The organism is Haloarcula vallismortis ATCC 29715, assembly GCF_000337775.1.
GTDB lineage: Archaea > Halobacteriota > Halobacteria > Halobacteriales > Haloarculaceae > Haloarcula > Haloarcula vallismortis.
In genome coordinates this window covers 115581-132726 of the sequence record NZ_AOLQ01000007.1, presented here as the reverse complement: position 1 = coordinate 132726, position 17146 = coordinate 115581, and the positions used below count along the sequence as shown (strand labels likewise).

Here is a 17146-nt window from a genome sequence, read left to right as displayed (position 1 = left end):
CAGGGATTCAGGCCGCTCTCTGGCTATTTCAGTCTCGCACCGCGTCGACCTGCATCAGCGGGTACCCGTCTTCCATCGCCATGCTCGTCTCGACTGTGACTCCCTCGTATTCGATGCGCATCTCGACATCGATGAACCGCCCGGTGAGTTCCGTATAATCCGCTCCGCCCTCGGCAATAGCGTCTTCGAGTACCCCCATGCGGACGCTGACGGTGACCGCCTCACAGAACGGCTGGTTCTCTATGGCCTCCTCCATCGCCGCCGCGAGCGAATCGGCGCTGTCGGGGCTGATTGGTGTCCCTGCAAACTGGTGATACAGCGACCCGAACTTGACGCCCGCTTCGAAACACGCCTCCTGCGGAGCTGTGGGTTCCATACAATCGGTCCGGCTGGGCGACACAAAAGCGAACCGCAAGCTACCTATTGCGTGCGACGTATCGTCTCATACGAATGGACGACCCGGTTCTGCTCACCGGCGCTGGCGGCGCTGTCGGGGCGGCTATCCTCGAAGGCCTCGAGGACGCCTACGAGTGGAAACTCATGTTCCACAGCCCACCCGCCGAGGAGCCCGACCACGAGTACCTCGTCGGGGACGTATCGAGCGAGGGCGACGTGGCCGCGGCGATGGACGGCGTCGGCGCCGTCATCCACCTGGCGGGCGACCCTCGGCCGGAAGCCCCCTGGGACTCCGTCCTCGAAAACAACATCGACGGCACCCAGAAGATGTACGAAGCCGCCGTCGACGAGGGCGTCGAGACGTTCATCTTCGCGTCCTCGAACCACGCCGTCGGCTCCTTCGAAACGGACGAGCGCACGCCCGAGATGTACCGCCCGGACGACCAGTATCGCCTCGACGGGACGGAACTCCCCCGTCCCGGCAACCTCTACGGCGTCTCGAAAGCCACCGGCGAGGTGCTGGGCCGCTATTATCACGACGAGTACGGACTTTCCATCTGCAACATCCGCATCGGCAACCTCACGCGTGGCCACCCGCCAATCGACTACGAGCGTGGGCAGGCGATGTGGCTCTCGTACCGAGACTGTGCCCACATCCACGACTGCGCGCTGCAGGCCGACTACGAGTACGAGATCGTCTACGGCATCTCCGACAACGACCGCAAGTACTACTCCATCGAGCGCGCCAAAGAGGTGCTTGGCTACGAGCCGCGGGACAACTCCGCGCACTTCGACGGCGAAGAGCGCGTCGCCGAACCGGAGCCGTAACAGCCACTCTCCCCTCAACGTCGCCCGTCACTCGGACTCGCCGAACAACCCTCGAACGTCGTCGTCTTTCTGTTGTTCCAGTTCGACGTGGTCTCGGAGTCGCTGGTAGACGACGGGCCGCTGCTCGCGCTCGCGCACGAAGGAGAACACCATCCCGACGAACTGTGAGCCGCCGTCGCCCGCCAGTTCACTCCGGGCTCGGTCAACCGCGTCGGCGATGACCGCCGCGTCGTACTGGCCGGCCTCCGCCAGCACCTCGGCGGCAATGGCGGTGGCGTCGAAATCCAGCGTGTTGTAGTCAATGGCTTCGCCGTCGTGGGTCAACGCCGGCGGGTCCACTGCTGCGTGGTGTGGGTCCGACGCTGTCGCCACGAGAAACGACCGAACCTCGTCTAGTGCCACGCCGTGATACGGGTCGGACAGGCCCTCAAGATACTCTGTTGCGCTTTCGGCCAATCCCTGTGCACCCGACCAGTTTTCCTCGCGGGCGTGGTGGACGACCGCGGTGAACTGGATGAGGCCGTGCAGGAACCGCTCGTCGTCTCCCGCTTCAAGGTCCAGCCAGTACTCCTCCCACGCGTCGTGAGCGGCGTGGTAGCGACCGTCGTTGTACACTGCGATGCCGGCACGGAGATGGTCGCGCACACGCTGGGTTGCATTCGTAGCCAGAAAACCACATCGGCGTCTGTGCAGCGTTTCGCCACCGCGGCCGTTTACTGCCGCTCGCTGTCGCTCGCGGTTAGGTGTCGACAGAAACGTCCGGACGGAGATTTGAACTCCGGTCCCTGGCTCCGCAAGCCAAGAGGATAGTCCACTACCCTATCCGGACTCATATCGAGAGAGGGTGGTGCACCTAAAAAGGGTGACGATTCGTGTGCCGTCACGCGACGTGTCGGCACACGTCGCTACAACGCTGGTTTGAGTGACCGAAAATCCATTTCAACTGAAATACATTTGGGCGGATATGAAACGGCGACGACTCCTCCAATACGGTGGTCTTGGCTGCTCGATAGCGCTTGCCGGCTGCTTTGATGATGCTCCCGGTAACGGGGAAACATCCACAGGGGGTGCGAGTGAAGCCCCGAGTGTGAGCGAAGCGACATTCAGTGTTACCAGGCGGCAGTCCGGGTCACAGACGAGTTCAGCAACAGTGGCTTTCGACGGCAATCAGGTTGTCGTCGAAGGCACTATCTGGGGGGCTGACGGGTGTAAAACGGCCGAAATGACAGAGGCAGCGTATGATTCTGCGTCCGATGAACTGCGCATTAGCGTTGGAACAAAGCAGCAGACAGATGCTGGTGATATGTGTACGCAAGCGATTATGGAAATCGACTACCGGGCTACAGTGACGTTTGCGAACGGACTCCCGGGCACAGTGGTCGTTTCTCACGACACTGGTGACGGTCGGAGCAGTGTAACAACAGCGATACGCTAACGGCTCCTTGTGCTGCTGTCACCGTGGTGGAATGGTGGCGTCTACCCCCGGACCAGTCGACGAGGATTTATATCCCATCGCATGACCACCATCGAGCAATGGACGGAAGACCCCCGAAATCGACCGACAGCGGCCGCTCGCTCGCCCAACGACAACGCTTAAGCGCGCCCCAGCCCAGCGTCCCATAGATAGATGGGTGCGATAGAGGACATTTACGAGGACTTAGAGACGGACGTCTCCGAGGAGGAATTCCGGGAGGCCGTCGAGGAGAAGGTCGAGCAGATGGGTGGGCTCGCCGACGAGGAGACGGCCGCGATGCTGTTGGCCCACGAACTCAACGAGAACGAGGTCAACGCCATCGCCGATATCGAACCCGGAATGAACGAGGTGAAGTTCCTCGCCAAGGTGATGGCCGTCGGCGACCTGAAGACATTCGAACGCGACGACGAGGACGAGGATGGGCGGGTCATCAACGTCGAGGCTGCCGACGAGAGCGGCAGCGTCAGGCTCGCTTTCTGGGACGGCCAGGCCGTCGACATCGACGAGGGACAACTGGAAGTCGGCGACGTGCTCCGCGTCAAGGGACGACCGAAGGACGGCTACAACGGGCTAGAGGTGTCCGTCGACAAGGCAGAGCCGGACGAGGACGCCACAATCGACGTGGAGCCGGGCGCTGGCTCGTCCATCGACGCGCTGACGATGGGCCAGTCCGACGTGACGTTGCGCGGGCTTGTGCTCGATACCGACACGATTCGGACCTTCGACCGCGACGACGGCAGCGAGGGCCGCGTCTCGAACCTTACGCTCGGCGACGAGACGGGGCGCATCCGGGTGACGCTGTGGGACGACCGCGCTGACCGCGCCGAAGAACTCGATTCCGGTGCAGCCGTCGAGATTATCGACGGGTACGTCCGGGAGCGGGATGGCTCGCTAGAACTCCACGTCGGCGATCAAGGGGCCGTCGACGAAGTGGAAGACGACGTGGCCTTCGAGCCCGATGCCGACCCGATTGCGGAGGTTGCACTCGAAGAAACGGTTGACATCGCCGGCGTCGTCCGCTCGGCCGACCCCAAGCGGACGTTTGACCGGGACGACGGCAGCGAGGGACAGGTCCGGAACGTCCGCATTCAGGACGCGACGGGCGACATCCGCGTGGCGCTGTGGGGCGACAAGGCGGACAAGGACATCGCACCGGGTGATGAGGTCCTCGCGGCCGACGTCGAAATACAGGACGGCTGGCAGGACGACAAGGAAGCGTCGGCGAGCTGGAACTCGACGATTGTCGTGCTCGACGACGGTGCGGACTTGGCGACTGGTGGCGTAGGTGGGGGAGCCAGCGCCGAGACGACCGACGCCGAACACGCCGGCCTCTCCTCCTTCGGCGACGGTGGGGACGACGCTGGCACAGACGCTGACAGCAGTGGCGACGACGCGGCCGCAGTCAGCGCTGGCACCGGCAACACGTCGCCGGACGGCGGCGCGCAGAGCACCGGCCAGCAGATGGAGTTCACCGGCACCGTCGTCCAGACCGGCGACCCGGTCGTACTCGACGACGGCGAGCAGACGATGAGCGTCGAAACCGGCGAGCGCGTGCAGTTAGGACAGGAGATAACGGTCCGTGGCGAACTCCGCGACGACCGGCTCCACGCTGAGGACGTGTTCTGAGTCGCCGAGCGACGCTACGGAAACTCTTAAGACCGCAACACTCCCGGGTTTGGGTATGAGTGTCGAGCTACCGTTCGCACCGGTGGATGCGGTCATTCGGCGGAACGCGGACGGGCTCCGGGTGAGTGCCGACGCTGCGGAGGAACTGGCTCGTCGAATACAGGACCACGGCGCTTCGCTTGCCGTCACGGCAGCCACGGAGGCCACCACGGACGGCCGAAAGACGCTGATGCCGGCCGACTTCGGTATCGAGCAGGTCCCGGAGAAGGACGGCCTCGAACTCCCCGTCGCGCCGGTCGACCGCATCGCACGGCTCGACATCGACGACGACTACCGCGTCGCCATGGATGCTCGCGTCGCGCTCGCGTCGCTGCTTGAAACGTATGCCGACGACACGGCCGCTGCGGCTGCCACGTTGGCTCGTCACGCTGACCGTCGGACTATCAAGGCAGCTGACGTCGAAACGTACTTCGAACTCGCCCAGTACTACTGAATGAACTTCGGCTACCGCGAGGTCTGTCTGGACCACGACACCGGGCCGCGACATCCGGAGAGTCCCGACAGACTTCGAGCGATACGGCGCGCGCTTAAAGAGAACCACGGTGTCGAGTACGTCGCCGCCGATGACGCCGACATCGACCTCGTGCGCGAGGTCCACGACACCGACTACATCTCGGAGTTCCGCGAGTTCTGTGACGACGGCGGCGGGAACTGGGACGCCGACACCGTCGCGGTCGAGGAGACGTGGGACGCCGCGCTTGCCTCGGCCGGCCTCGCCGTCTGGGCGGCGGAAGCGGCGCTCGATGGCAACTCCGGCCGCGACACGCCGTTCTCCCTCGGCCGACCGCCCGGCCATCACGCCGTGGGTGACGACGCCATGGGCTTCTGTTTCATCAACAACGCGGCCGTCGCGGCACAGGCGGCTCTCGAAACCGACGCAGACCGCGTCGCCATCTTCGACTGGGACGTCCACCACGGGAACGGCACACAGGATATCTTCTACGACCGGTCAGACGTGTTCTACGCCTCGATACACGAGGACGGGCTCTACCCCGGTACCGGCGACATTTCGGAGACCGGCACGGGCGACGCCGACGGCACGAACCTCAACGTGAAGTACAAGCCCGGCGCTGACACCGTCGACTACCTCGCCGCAATCGACGAGTGCATCGCGCCGGCGATCGAGGACTACGACCCCGACCTGTTGCTCATCAGCGCCGGCTTCGACGCGCACGAACACGACCCCATCTCACGGATGCGCGTCTCGACGGAAGGGTACGGTGCGATGACCGACCGGATGCGCTCACTCACCGACGCCTGTGACGCCGCGTTGGGAATCATTCTCGAAGGCGGCTACGGGCTTGATACGCTCTCAGACTCGGTTACGACCGTTCACGAGGTCTTTGACGGCTACCAGCCGATGGAACCGGACGACGATGTCAGCGACGACGCCCGCGATGTTCTCGATGCCCTCGCGGATCAGGGCTTCGGCGCGAAGTAGCTCGCCAGATCGGTGCCGAAGCCGTCGGCAAGCGTTGCGATGTCTGTGCCGACCAGTACTTCGTACCCGCTCTCAAGTGCCGACTCGATTTGCGGCCCGAGTCCCACGTCGAAGACGGCATCACTCGACAGGAACCCAGTAGCTGTAGTGACCGCCCGTGGCCGCTCGACGACGTAGCGGTCGTCGTCGATGAAGGGGCCGGCCACCTCGGGGTCGTCGTCGTACTTCTGGAAGAACCCGCTCGCGTGCTCGCGGACGTGCACCGGCGGCCCCTCGTGGCGCTCGACGGCCGGCCGCTCGGCGACGGCAAATTCGAGCAGCAGGACGGCGTCCCGTTCCTGACTCTCCCTGTCCAGCGTTTCCTCCCCACGGCTGTCGGTCTCGACGAACGCGGCCGACCGCAGAATCTCGAACCCCCGTCGGTCGAGCTCGCTGCAGAGCCCGCTGAGGGACTTCCGGAGCTGTGGCCAGAGCTGGTCGTCTACGACATCCGGGGCCGCAAAGCGAAGCGCGACCGGCGTTGTCCCGCGCCGTGACACCGCGGCCTCGATGTCTGCTGTGGTAAACGGGTCCGGGTCATCTTTGGTGAACAGCGACGCCCGCGGCTCGGCAAGGAGGTCCCGGGCGTGATGCTGGAGCGTGGCGACGTTTGCGACGGACAGCACCGCCGCGACGTTGCGCTCCGGGTCCGTCGGGTCGATGACGACCAGCGGGTCGTCAAACGTCTCGGTTCCGTGGTCCTCAGGGTCCAGCCGAACCGGCGGGTGCCAGTCTGCGACTGCCTCGACGAACGCCCGGAAGCCGCCGTACTCAAGCACCAGTAGTTCCGTCAGATAGCCCGAGAACCCACGCGTTCGGAGGTCGCTCCCGTAGACGCCGATGCCTTTCAGGAACTGCTTTGCCACCCGGACCTCGCCCGCGCTGTCGTCGTCCAGTCGCGCCTGTAGATATCTGGTGTGAAACGGCGTCCGGTCGACCGCGGACTGGATTTCGGTGGCGTCCTCGACCGCATAACAGGGCACGAGGTCAACGGCGTATCCCTCGCGCTCTCCGACGACATAGGGATGCTCGGCGTACTCCTCGCGCCCATCGGGGAGGACATCGTGCCCGACGTCCAGCCCGTACTCTTCTAACTGCTCGCGGTCCAGAGACGGCGGAAAGCAGACGAACACATCCACGTCTCGGTCCCCAGCGGTCCACGTCCCTCGTGCCGTCGAGCCGACTTGCACCACGTCCGCTTCGACCGGAAGATTGGCGATGGCTGCTTCGGCGTCGGCCATCACCGCGTTGGCGACCCGCTGTAACTGCGCTCGTTCGTCGTCAGTGGGCGAGACCCGCGCTCGCACCGCATCGACGACGACATCCAACTCATCGCTCATACTGCCGCTTGCGCACAAGTGCGTGAAAGCGTGTCGATGCCGACTGGAAACGAAAGCCCTAATTACCAACTCTGGCAATGACTGAATGCGTTCGCGCCGCCGTAGCTCAGTTGGTAGAGCACCTGGTTGTTACCCAGGTTGTCCCAGGTTCGAGCCCTGGCGGTGGCGTCGTTCTTTCACTCACAAACCGACAAGCACTGAGACTCTGCTGCTGTCGGCTTTTCCGGTTGCTGGATGGTGAACATACAAGCGATGCATGACTCTTTGCATCGACCTGTTCGTCTCTCCGAATCCCACCACTCCAACCCGACAGGCTAAAGATGCGGACTCATCAACACCATTCTGAGGGCCCTTAGCTTAGTCTGGTTAAAGCGATCGGCTCATAACCGATTGAGCGCTGGTTCAAATCCGGCAGGGCCCATCCCGCTTCTGCCCGTTCCGTGACCGAAACAGTTCGGCAGCATCAGGTACACGAGAGTGCGGTAATCCGCGTTTCCGCCGCTCTCGAACACCCCCGCTGAAACCTGAGTTCAACAAGCCTCTTGTTGGGGGTCGCCGCTGTCTGGCGGTTTTGCGATTCGGAGGTGCGAACGATGAGTAAGGCGTCAGCGCCCGCTACGCTCCCTGAGAAGGGCGTACGGAACCGTTCGCAGTACGCGGACACGCTCCATCGCCTCGATCAGGACGCTGACGAGCCACAACCCGCCTGTCCCGAAGCCGAGTACCGCAGTGACGCTGAGTTCACGGACGTTCCTATCGCCGCGTATCGGCCCCACTACAAACTCTGTGGGAACCCGGAGTGTTTCGGAGGTGACTGGCGGTGAGTCCGCAGTCGTCGCTCTTCGACTACGAACCGGACCTGTCGCCGCTGACTGACGCCGAACGCGAGGTGTTCGAAGCTGTGGGCATGGGCCAGTATGGGCCCCGTGAGTACGCCCGGAAGACCGACCGCGCACCCGGTACAGTCGGGAATCTGCTTCGGCGAGCCCGCGAGAAAATCGAGGTGACCAGCGCGTGAGAGGGTTCGTTCGGGCCTCAGAACTGTACGACGTAGAAGCAGGTGAACCCCTTCAGTTCGACTGGACAAAGCACCAGCCACTCGCGGAGAGTCAGGCGGAAGTCGAGCAGGCCGTCGCGGAGATAGAGGGCGGGAGGTAGGGATGTCGCGGCATCTCAAGTGCGCCCCTCATGAGGGCGACGTGCGCTTTACGATTGGCGTGCATCCCGACCCTGGCGTGCCAGACTATGGGCTGAAGCCCTACTACGCGATGGATTCGCTCATCAAGGAGTGGGGCGACCGCTGGGAAACCGAAGGGAAGCCGACTAGAGACATCGAGTTCAACGGCGAAACGTGGGCCACCTGCTTCGACTACTCTGAGAGCGGCCTGGATGCGTGGGACAATCCCGAGTTCCAGATCCAGAACGTCCGTGAGTTCCAGTTCTATTTCGTCGCGAAGAACTCGCCCACCTACGAGGGGAAGCGGGCAGATCGGGACAAGCGCGTGAAGGGTGGAACGATTACCGTCCGCCCACGGTGGCCGAACCTCACGTCGGACGGCGAACCCGTGTCTGTGCCGGACTACGGCGCGCCGTACATCGACGTGCAGGTGCAGGCGTCGAACCTGCCCCACGAAGAGTATCTGACGCTGGTCAAGCGCGTGATGGATGCCTACGGGATTGCAGCGCGGTACTTCGACCAGCCACACCCGGACAGCCACATCAGCGACCTCGCGTACTACGTCCGACTGTACCGGGAAGACAGCGGGCCGCTGTACGCGCCAGACGGTCCGATAGCGCGGTGTCACACGCTGATTCAGGGTGACCGGTCGGGCTACCGGAAGCACGTCGAAGACAACACGAAACTGCCGGGCTACTACGTCACCGCGACGGTGGAAGACGAGAAGGCCGACCAGTTGGTCCGTGGGCATGGGCTGGGGAAGGAACTCAAGCACTACTACCCGAACCACCCGAAGAACTACGAACCGGATCATCCGATGTACCACCCGAAGTTCGAAGTCGCCTACCAGACCAGCCGGACCGAGGAGACCGTACGATGGGACGACCTCGACGACGCCCGGCGCGAGCTGGAAGAGACGATCTTGAACTGCCTGGACTGGTGTGGGCTTGCGACCAGCGCCGACAGCAGTGTGTTCGTCGACTTTGATCCGTTCTGGGACGTACGGGATACGACGGAAGCGCGGAAGTTCGTGCAGTGTCCGCTGCCGAAGATCGAAGACGACCAGGAACACCGCGTGATGCAGCTGTGGGGCGACATGACCGCCGCAGACCGTGACGTGACGGAGCTGTTGCTGACCGACGGCGGGAAGGTCTCGCCCCAGGCGGCAGCCGAGCGGACGGGCTACACGTACCGGACGATCCGGACAGTGATCGACCGGATGGAAGGGCTGATCGAACACACCTACGGCGAACTGGAACTGTCCTCGAAGAAGATCCAGCAGGAACTCCTGAAGCGAGTTCGCGCCGCCGGTGATCGGTTCGAACAGGAGATCGGCAGCGCCGCGATGGAACTGGCCGACGCCGCGGAGGAACGTGCCCGGTCGCGATGGGCTCGGGTTCGTCGCGAGTACGCTATCACGGAGACGGACGCTGACGACTGCCGGAAGCTGTTGAAGGTGGGCTACACGCCGGCTGACTTCGAGGAAGCGCGGAACATCCTGCGTGAGATTCAAACGGCGTACACGCAGTGTGTCGAAGACAACACCTACGGCATCCACGTGATCGTTGAGATGGCTGACGGCGGCCGTGAGCGGTTCCGTGACCTGTCGAAGGCGTTCCGGACGGCCTACCGGTCAGGTGACTACCGACGGCAGGAACGCGCCGCAGAGAAGGCCCGCGACGGGTTCGACTTCGAGGCGTGGAAAGCGGCCGGCTGTCCGCCGGCCGACGAGTGGCGCGGCGGGTAGCCCCGCCCCCTGGATAGAGGCATCACTGTCTCTCACACTGTTTTAGCGGCAACACTGTGCGTTTTTCTCCCGAAAATCGCGTGTCGCGCGGCTGGGTTCGTTCCCGCTGGTCACGTCACCCAGCCGCGCGACCAAGGGGAACCCGGAAAGCGAGCTTCCGGGTTCCCCTTAGTCGTGTGGCTAAGGCCACCTTTCCAAAATACACCGCGTAGCTACGCAAATCATCTAGAGGCTATATCTTAACCAGAAGCTTTGTTATCGAAAAGAATCATCAATAACCAATCATCTACTGCGGAGGAAAAGATCTTGGCAAATTCAGACGACCAATCAAAAGTGGATCAGACGGGTGACTGGGAACAGAGATGGCAGTCCTTCGCGGAAAATATCCATGAAACAGACAATAATGGTTGTTTTGAAAAAATAGGCATGACAGCAACCCTTTGTTTAATTTTAGCTATTGGTATTTTATTAGCTACAACTATCCTTGTGTCAAATACTGTTTTGATGGCACATAATAGTCCAGTGAATACATATGATGATCTATCATTCGACAACTTACCCAATAACACAACAAAAGCAACCTCTGAGTTGCAAAGTGAAAGTAATTCAACAGCCAGTTCAAGCCAATTTGGATGGACGTATGGAAATCCCAGTAACTATCTCGCTCAGCAGGTCCAGTTCACCGTCCCTCTAATTGGTCCAATTGTTGCATTACCATACACATTTATTTTAGCTATCACGATTCTGTCTGCTGTTTTTGCTGCTAGATATCTCCGGTATCAATCCATATTGTTGAGTAATTTACAGATATCCCTCATGTTATTCCTCACCGTGTTGATCGTCTATTTTATGGGTATGATATTGATATTCAATATACATCCAAATATCTACTATTACAACTCCAGCGGACAAGCGATCTCGCAATGGGGGAATGCGCATCCCTCATTTTACACACTACTATTTTTACAAGGTGGTATCCTGTCGTTTACCACTCTAATTTGGTCTCAACCAATCACTATTGATGGCGATGAAAAAAAGCTGGATAGGCATTTCAATAACTGGCGGTCTTTCGGATCTTGGATTGGAACGCTCTTTGGAGCAATTGGGCTATCAGCTGCTCTGGCTTTTATCAACAATGTCACTGATTTCGGTGTAGTATTTATCAGACATATTCTAGTTTTATTTGGAACATTAGTTGCATTGTGTATGGGATTTGTAATATATAAACTCAGAAAATTGGAGTGAATTAAACCTAGTATTAGAGTATGTTATTTATGTGGATCTTTGATTGCATTGCTTGTCGATGCCGTCCGCCTCCATGCCAGTCTAACCTCGGTAGCCGCGAGGAGTGACGTATCTCCCACTCCAGTATCTCTACACCTTGCCCACGAACCCGATACACACCAAAAACATACCATCCGTTCGCGGCACGTAGCTTCTCGTGGTACTGATCATAGAGTTTGAATGTACCGGGCTGCCCGTCTGCGTGGCAGTGCATCGCGGACTTGATTTCGACCGGCGTTCCATCCGGTCGCTTCGCGTCGTGCCAGCTGCACCGATCTAATTCGAGGTTGTACCGCTCGGCGGCTTTCCGCTCGACGAGCGTGCCGTAGTGATTGGCCTTGTGGCTTCGACTCATTTGCGCACCTCGCGTGCGTCATATATAGATACACCTCCGGCCTGTTTTCGGGCGTTGCCCATGGCTATCGAAGCGAGCGATAGCGAGTGACGGCTATGGGCCAATAGGGAGGGTACGCCGGGGGGTTGGTTGTTGTTGGTTTCTGTGTATCCTGCCGCTGTCATGCGGTTAGCTCCGTCACTTCACCAACCACGTTTCGATGCTTGCCGTCGTGTTCGTACTCGTTCCAGCGCTGTCGGACCCATTCGGCGCTGTACGGGACGAAATCAGCAATCTCGTGGTTTGGTCTGTCCGGGTCGGCCTCCTTCGCCGTGATGACCGTGTAGATCGCGAGTTTCCGCGAGAGGTCCGCCGGGTCCACTTCATCGCCGTCTTCCTCGCCGCTGGACCAGGACCACGTAGTCGGTTCCTTATCGTCGTAGCGCCAGTCCGTCTCGGGGATTCCCGACACCGAGAAGATCGGGTTCACGCCCTTCCGTCCCTTCACATCCTCGTAGAAGGTGGCCTCTTTCAGGCCTTCTTTGTGGACACAGACGGCGAGTTCCCGAACCAGCGGATGCACGTCTCGGCCGTCGTGACCGATGACGATGAGTGAGCCGCCGTACTTCCGGATCTTGTACGTGAGTGGTCCGAGCTTCTGTTTCGTATCGTAGCCGTCCTTCCCACCGCCACCAGCGTTACTGCTGGCCTCGTCGAAGATGAACAGTTTCGGCGACTGCTCGTTGTGCATTGGGTCGCCGTCCTGTTTGAGCCACTCGTTCAGTTCGCCGTAGTTGGCGAGCCAGCCGTCGCGACGATCTCCCTGCTTGTCCGTCCACTCGTCAGTCTCTTCGAGCGTTCGGATGTTCGAAGCCACCAGCGCGTCTGAACCCTGCTGTTCTTTCCAGAGTTGGCCGAGTAGACAGGCGAAGTTCGATTTCCCCGTGCCGGGTTCGGCCCACTGGTAGAACATCGGCGCGGGGCCGGTCATCTGTGCCCGGAGCTGGTCGATGGCTTTGATACCGGAGATATCAGCCCGCTGGCCGGCATCGCCGGTGAATTGCTTGAGCGATTGCATATCGCCATTTGCCATCGCTCGACGGGCGGTTTCGGTCCCTTCGATACGGATGATGTCACGGACGTGCCGGAGGTCTTTGGCCTGGCCGGGCATCTTCTCCGGGCGGTCACAGCGCTGCGGATCGTAGTGCGTTTCCAGAATCGAGAGGTAGCGAGATAGCTTCTCATCGCGGACGATACCGGCGTGTGCGTGTACTTCCTCGGGGTCACGCTGTCCGTAGCCGTCCTGATACTCGCGGAACTGTGCGGGCGTGTAGAGGTCGGTGCTGTCGTCAGTCATCGTTCATCTGCGGGTCTTGGTTGTGATCGGTCGGGACTGCCGGCCCATCGCCCACAGCGGCGTCTGCCGTGGGGTCGGGTGCGTCGGTGAGGTCGTGGATCGTTGGGGCGTCTTCGAAGTCTTCGCCGTCTTCGATGAGATCGCCGAAGGTGTCCTTCGCCGCGGTCTTCTGGATCATTTGGCCGCGCTCGTTCGCCTCGGCTTCGGCCGTGACGAGCTTCTGCTGGAGTTCGACCGAACCACGTGACCAGCGACCGCGAATGGCCGCCAGTTCCTCGGCGCGGTCGATGAGCCACCCGTGGATGTCCTGCATCTGCTTCTTGCTGGTCATCAGCTGCGTATCCTGACAGCCTTCGAGCCAGACGCCCTCGACGCGGAGCTGGTCGATGTCTTCCAGATACTCGTATTCGCGGACGGCCCACGCACTGCCGCCGTTGACGGGGTAGGGGTCGGGGCCGTCGATTTCTTTCTCGCGCCAGAGTTCCGGCGGGACGTAGTACTTCTCGGTGGTGTCCTCGACGGCGTTGACGTGATGGACTTCGACCCAGTTCCGGCGGCGGAGCCACCGGGCGATTTTCGCTCCGACGAGATAACACGGGATTGCCAGGACAAGCCAGCCGACGGCAATAGCGGGAATCCATGTCGGTAGTGTGGGCAGCTGTGGCTGGTAGTAGGCGAACAGTACGGCTGCACCGACGAATATCCCGCCGATGAGCAATTTGTACTCAGCCAGCAGGTAGACGAGTCGGTCGCGGTTGTTTTGGAAGGTCGGTGCGGGATTCATGCTACCTCCGGCCGGCCGCTCTCGCCGCGGATAACGTTGTAGCCGGCTATGATCATCCAGATGAACGCGACAGTAGCACCGGCCAGCCACGCCTGCAACGACGAGAGTGCGCGGAGGATGTCGAGTCCACCACCAGAGGGCTGCTGGACGATTTCGGCGTACAGTGGGGTGTTCTCAGTAGAAATGGCGACACCCACGTAGCCGTCTTTCTCGGTGACGGGAATCTCGATAGTGGCAGTATCATCTGAGCGCAGTGCGACGGTGCGGACGGGAATTTTCCCGCCTTCTTGGAAGCGGCCGGCGTCGGAGATCGTCACCGTCTGGACCGCGCTCGACCGGAGGGTGATGCGGGCCACTCCCTCATCCGGTCGGTATTCCGAGGCGACAATCTCGGTGTTCCCGTCAATTCGGGTGGTTTCGGTGGCGTTGGCTGTCTGTTCCGAGTTGTGGGCCGTGGGCTGTGGGCTGGGTACTTCGGCCGGCTGATTGCCGGCGGACTGTGCGACGGCCGGGGCGCTGACGCAGCCGAGGCTGACCACGAGCAGCGCGGCGAAGAAAATGGAGCGCATGGGTGTTAGTTCTGCAAGACGACGATAGCCAGCAGCGTGCCGATGATTGCGAGTGCCACGACAGGCGGGACACTGCCGCCACCGAGGAAGCCACCGCCAGCAGACTGTTGCATGGCCTGTTCGCGGGCTTCGATTTGTGCGCGCTTGTAGGCGAGATCTTCGTACTGCTGTTTGAGTTCGGTAACGTTCGTCGTCTCGTAGGTGGTTTTCTGGATGGTGACGTTCTCGGTCGTCTCACCGCTTGTAGTGGTGATTCTGTCGATGGTGAACTCACCGTCCAGTTCGACAATGCGGTCACTGGTGACGACGTACTGCGTGCCGCCGATGTTGGACGTGTTGTAGGTCGTGCCGTTCTCGAACTGCCCGCTGGCAGGGTTCTCCTGCGAGAACAGGACGCCCTCGTACTGCGTACCGCTTTCGGTGGTGATGTTGAAGCTCCCGATCTGGTCGAAGTTCTCCGGGGAGTTCGTACCCATCAGCGTCAACTGCGCGGCGGTCCAGCCTTGGAAGTCCTCCCCTGCCGACTGCTGGGAGGCCAGAACGTACGGGTCCACGAGGTCGCTACTGTTGATTTCGCCCTGCTGATAGGCGCTATACGTATTCTCCGCCAGCGTGTCCATGTCGTTTTGGACCTGCGTGTTCTGAGACTGAATCTCAGACCACTTGTTCGCGTAGCCCTCAAAGCGGAGAACCTCAAGCTCATCGTAGTTCGAGTTCGGGGCAGTCACCCGGACATACCGGATGTCGCCGTCGTAGGCAGCACCGTCGTTAGCGTTGCTGTAATGGATGTTCAGCAGAGGGCCAGTCGTCAGCCCGACAGTGTGGGTTTTGGGGTTATCAGTACCACCGAGTTTTACAGTTTGGTCAATCAAGCCGGTGGACGTAGACGACCCGTTGACAAGACTGAGTTGCTCAGTACCAGCATCGAAGTTGGTCGGGTCGTACCCAATCGAGGACGAATCAGTGTCGTCGGGTTCTGCCGAATCACCAACGTCGTGGTCCTTGATGTTCACTACCTTCGAGGACGAGGTTTCGCTATCAGCAGTTGACTGGAGGTAGGCGAGGTTATCCACCTGGGCATTCCACTGGTTCGCCAGGTTGACCTGCTTTACAGCGTAATAGTCGGCCACAGCGGACTTAGCCTCAGTCTTCGCGGCGGCCTTGCTACTGCCGTTGTTCAGGGCCTTGATATAGGCGTTTTTGCCGATAATCCGGGCCTGAGTCTTTGTATCCGACAGGTAGTTATCCAGCGTCGTCTGGTAGCTCTCAGACTGAGCCTTGCTGTTCTGAGCGGACTGATAAATGTCGATTTTCGTCTGTTCGGCGTCTGTACCTGTGGTGTTGACGGTCGTACTGCCCGGTAGCCCGGTCCTGTCGAGTTGGACAACAGAGGGCATGACGGACTCCCCGATACTCTCAGACAGGTCGTAGGTGAACCCGGCGTCTCCGCCCGTGTCGCCCAAGAATTTGCCGTCATCGCCCGGCGTCCACGCGGCGGCCGGTCCGCCCTTGCTGAATGACACCGGCCCGTCCGCGCCTTCGACGCGGATGGTGAAGGACTCATACGCACCTGCGTTTCGGAAGTGTGCGCTGTTCTGAGACCCGCTGACGGTCTTTTTCAGAATCGCCGTGTTGTTGCCAGCAGGCGATTCGTCGGTAATCACCGTGATGGTGGTTTCTGACGACACATCGAACAGGTCAATCTTGACCTTGTGAGGGCCTGTCTCGAAGGTCTTGGTCACTGGCCCGGAGTCGGTGGCCGTCGCCGTCGACTGTGCCAGCGCGGGGCCGACGGTCCCGACGACGGCCGAACAGACGATGAGCGCGGCGAGCAGGACCGAGCGCGCGCGGGTCACAGTTCGCGGCCTCCGTCGGCCTCGACCTGCTCGACGTGATCGCGCACGTCCTGGTCGCTGGCCTCGTCGGTCTCCTGTTCGCGGACGTGGTGCGCGGCGATCACGCCGCCGGCGACGACGGCGGGACTCACCACAGGGAGCGGGGAGCCGATGACCGCGGCGGCGATAGTCGACGCAGAGACGCCGATGACGCCCATAAGCCCATAGCTGAGTATTTGGTCCATCGGATTCACCCCAGGTAGCTGATGACGTAGTAGCCGGCGGCCTCGACGGCAACGACAACAAGACCGATAGCGGCCGAACCAACCACGATATCCTGCGCACCGAGGATGTTCAAGCCTGTGAACAGAACGATGACGAGCGTTCCGAGCGCGAGGTAGGTTTCGACAGTGGCCGATCCCTTGGCGATGTTCGCGAGGTCGGTGTCAAGTTCGTAGGACTTGTTGCGACTCTCATTGACTCGGTTAGTCGCGTAGGCGGCGGCGAGCGCACCGAGCGACAGCAGGAAGGCGAGATCAATGCTTGTGTTCTGGACCGTGGCGACTGATGCGCCGAGGTCGTAGCCGAGCATACTGATCGAAGCGATGCCGTTGGTGACGAACGCGCTGGCGGTGAAAATCACACCAGCCAAGGCGTCTTCAATGTCGATCTTTCCGAACATGGTTTGGCTGGCCGCGAGTGCGGCCATGCCCGCCGATCTCGGGAGGTTCGGTAAAAGTCAGGTTGTTGTACCCCTTATTCAAAATCGACAGAAGGTTTTACTGGTCATCCCCCTCAGGTCGTCGAAATATGGGTACAAGAACCCGTAAAAGTGTAATTCTCTGTCAAACACTG

General features: G+C 60.8%; 19 protein-coding genes and 3 tRNA genes. 11 read left to right on the top strand and 11 right to left on the bottom strand.

From position 1 onward, the window contains the following. Positions 1-28: 28 nt before the first annotated feature. Complete coding sequence (locus C437_RS02870; protein ID WP_004515371.1) at positions 29-376, bottom strand: dihydroneopterin aldolase family protein; 348 nt, start codon at positions 374-376, stop codon at positions 29-31. Between the two features lie 74 nt (positions 377-450). Between C437_RS02870 and azf the strand changes: the two genes are divergently transcribed. Further along, on the top strand, positions 451-1224 hold the full coding sequence (azf, locus tag C437_RS02865) for an NAD-dependent glucose-6-phosphate dehydrogenase Azf (protein WP_004515370.1): 774 nt from the start codon (positions 451-453) through the stop codon (positions 1222-1224). 27 nt (positions 1225-1251) lie between these two features. Here azf and C437_RS02860 read toward each other — a convergent pair whose 3' ends face one another. After that, a complete protein-coding gene (locus C437_RS02860) occupies positions 1252-1869 on the bottom strand; it encodes a DUF309 domain-containing protein (RefSeq protein WP_004515369.1) in 618 nt (205 codons plus the stop codon). Positions 1870-1980: 111 nt separating this feature from the next. Then, positions 1981-2053, bottom strand: a tRNA-Arg gene (locus C437_RS02855). 798 nt (positions 2054-2851) lie between these two features. Between C437_RS02855 and C437_RS02845 the strand changes: the two genes are divergently transcribed. The 3 genes from C437_RS02845 to C437_RS02835 are packed head-to-tail and all read left to right on the top strand — an operon-like array spanning position 2852 to position 5825. Further along, complete coding sequence (locus C437_RS02845; protein WP_004515367.1) at positions 2852-4324, top strand: single-stranded DNA binding protein; 1473 nt, start codon at positions 2852-2854, stop codon at positions 4322-4324. Positions 4325-4379: 55 nt separating this feature from the next. Beyond that, positions 4380-4817, top strand: coding sequence for a histone (locus C437_RS02840; RefSeq protein ID WP_004515366.1), 438 nt, complete (start codon positions 4380-4382; stop codon positions 4815-4817). Further along, positions 4818-5825, top strand: coding sequence for a histone deacetylase family protein (locus tag C437_RS02835; RefSeq protein WP_004515365.1), 1008 nt, complete (start codon positions 4818-4820; stop codon positions 5823-5825). On the opposite strand, the gene cca is transcribed toward C437_RS02835, so the two are convergent. Then, complete coding sequence (gene cca / locus C437_RS02830; protein ID WP_004515364.1) at positions 5804-7204, bottom strand: CCA tRNA nucleotidyltransferase; 1401 nt, start codon at positions 7202-7204, stop codon at positions 5804-5806. The genes C437_RS02835 and cca overlap by 22 nt on opposite strands. Positions 7205-7299: 95 nt before the next feature. On the opposite strand from cca, the gene C437_RS02825 reads away from it, so the two are divergent. From C437_RS02825 to C437_RS20060, 7 genes are all read left to right on the top strand, one after another. Next, a tRNA-Asn gene (locus C437_RS02825) sits at positions 7300-7372 on the top strand. 178 nt (positions 7373-7550) lie between these two features. Further along, a tRNA-Ile gene (locus C437_RS02820) sits at positions 7551-7625 on the top strand. Positions 7626-7797: 172 nt separating this feature from the next. Next, positions 7798-8028: a hypothetical protein gene (locus C437_RS02815; protein ID WP_004515363.1), complete on the top strand. Its 231-nt coding sequence runs from the start codon at positions 7798-7800 to the stop codon at positions 8026-8028. Continuing rightward, positions 8025-8222, top strand: coding sequence for a helix-turn-helix transcriptional regulator (locus C437_RS02810; protein ID WP_004515362.1), 198 nt, complete (start codon positions 8025-8027; stop codon positions 8220-8222). Before C437_RS02815 ends, C437_RS02810 begins: the two co-directional genes overlap by 4 nt. Next, positions 8219-8362: a hypothetical protein gene (locus tag C437_RS20440; RefSeq protein WP_004515361.1), complete on the top strand. Its 144-nt coding sequence runs from the start codon at positions 8219-8221 to the stop codon at positions 8360-8362. Before C437_RS02810 ends, C437_RS20440 begins: the two co-directional genes overlap by 4 nt. A 2-nt stretch (positions 8363-8364) precedes the next feature. Then, complete coding sequence (locus C437_RS02805) at positions 8365-10128, top strand: DUF7845 domain-containing protein (protein WP_139175268.1); 1764 nt, start codon at positions 8365-8367, stop codon at positions 10126-10128. A 306-nt stretch (positions 10129-10434) separates the two neighbouring features. Beyond that, the gene (locus tag C437_RS20060; RefSeq protein ID WP_139175266.1) at positions 10435-11373 is read left to right on the top strand and encodes a hypothetical protein; all 939 of its coding nucleotides are present in this window, start codon (positions 10435-10437) and stop codon (positions 11371-11373) included. Between the two features lie 13 nt (positions 11374-11386). Here C437_RS20060 and C437_RS21210 read toward each other — a convergent pair whose 3' ends face one another. From C437_RS21210 to C437_RS02770, 7 genes are all read right to left on the bottom strand, one after another. Then, on the bottom strand, positions 11387-11767 hold the full coding sequence (locus C437_RS21210; RefSeq protein WP_004515359.1) for a hypothetical protein: 381 nt from the start codon (positions 11765-11767) through the stop codon (positions 11387-11389). 160 nt (positions 11768-11927) lie between these two features. After that, positions 11928-13103, bottom strand: coding sequence for a hypothetical protein (locus tag C437_RS02795; protein ID WP_004515358.1), 1176 nt, complete (start codon positions 13101-13103; stop codon positions 11928-11930). Then, positions 13096-13887, bottom strand: a complete 792-nt coding sequence (locus C437_RS02790; protein ID WP_004515357.1) for a hypothetical protein — start codon at positions 13885-13887, stop codon at positions 13096-13098. Before C437_RS02790 ends, C437_RS02795 begins: the two co-directional genes overlap by 8 nt. Then, complete coding sequence (locus tag C437_RS02785; RefSeq protein WP_004515356.1) at positions 13884-14456, bottom strand: hypothetical protein; 573 nt, start codon at positions 14454-14456, stop codon at positions 13884-13886. Before C437_RS02785 ends, C437_RS02790 begins: the two co-directional genes overlap by 4 nt. A gap of 5 nt (positions 14457-14461) precedes the next feature. Next, positions 14462-16312, bottom strand: coding sequence for a hypothetical protein (locus C437_RS20435; protein ID WP_004515355.1), 1851 nt, complete (start codon positions 16310-16312; stop codon positions 14462-14464). Beyond that, a complete protein-coding gene (locus C437_RS02775; protein ID WP_049919578.1) occupies positions 16309-16536 on the bottom strand; it encodes a hypothetical protein in 228 nt (75 codons plus the stop codon). The genes C437_RS20435 and C437_RS02775 overlap by 4 nt, the downstream gene beginning before the upstream one ends. A 5-nt stretch (positions 16537-16541) precedes the next feature. Beyond that, positions 16542-16973 (bottom strand): hypothetical protein, encoded by a 432-nt coding sequence (locus C437_RS02770; RefSeq protein ID WP_049919584.1) that lies wholly within the window; start codon positions 16971-16973, stop codon positions 16542-16544. Positions 16974-17146 lie beyond the last annotated feature (173 nt).

Excerpts from the sequence above, each read along its gene's own strand:
- C437_RS02845 (WP_004515367.1), top strand. The coding sequence starts at position 2,852 with ATGGGTGCGATAGAGGACATTTACGAGGACTTAGAGACGGACGTCTCC.
- C437_RS02840 (WP_004515366.1), top strand. The coding sequence starts at position 4,380 with ATGAGTGTCGAGCTACCGTTCGCACCGGTGGATGCGGTCATTCGGCGG.
- C437_RS02870 (WP_004515371.1), bottom strand. The coding sequence starts at position 376 with ATGGAACCCACAGCTCCGCAGGAGGCGTGTTTCGAAGCGGGCGTCAAG.
- C437_RS02785 (WP_004515356.1), bottom strand. The coding sequence starts at position 14,456 with ATGCGCTCCATTTTCTTCGCCGCGCTGCTCGTGGTCAGCCTCGGCTGC.
- C437_RS02770 (WP_049919584.1), bottom strand. The coding sequence starts at position 16,973 with ATGTTCGGAAAGATCGACATTGAAGACGCCTTGGCTGGTGTGATTTTC.
- cca (WP_004515364.1), bottom strand. The coding sequence starts at position 7,204 with ATGAGCGATGAGTTGGATGTCGTCGTCGATGCGGTGCGAGCGCGGGTC.
- C437_RS02835 (WP_004515365.1), top strand. The coding sequence starts at position 4,818 with ATGAACTTCGGCTACCGCGAGGTCTGTCTGGACCACGACACCGGGCCG.
- C437_RS21210 (WP_004515359.1), bottom strand. The coding sequence starts at position 11,767 with ATGAGTCGAAGCCACAAGGCCAATCACTACGGCACGCTCGTCGAGCGG.
- C437_RS02805 (WP_139175268.1), top strand. The coding sequence starts at position 8,365 with ATGTCGCGGCATCTCAAGTGCGCCCCTCATGAGGGCGACGTGCGCTTT.
- C437_RS02775 (WP_049919578.1), bottom strand. The coding sequence starts at position 16,536 with ATGGACCAAATACTCAGCTATGGGCTTATGGGCGTCATCGGCGTCTCT.
- C437_RS02815 (WP_004515363.1), top strand. The coding sequence starts at position 7,798 with ATGAGTAAGGCGTCAGCGCCCGCTACGCTCCCTGAGAAGGGCGTACGG.
- C437_RS02795 (WP_004515358.1), bottom strand. The coding sequence starts at position 13,103 with ATGACTGACGACAGCACCGACCTCTACACGCCCGCACAGTTCCGCGAG.
- azf (WP_004515370.1), top strand. The coding sequence starts at position 451 with ATGGACGACCCGGTTCTGCTCACCGGCGCTGGCGGCGCTGTCGGGGCG.
- C437_RS02790 (WP_004515357.1), bottom strand. The coding sequence starts at position 13,887 with ATGAATCCCGCACCGACCTTCCAAAACAACCGCGACCGACTCGTCTAC.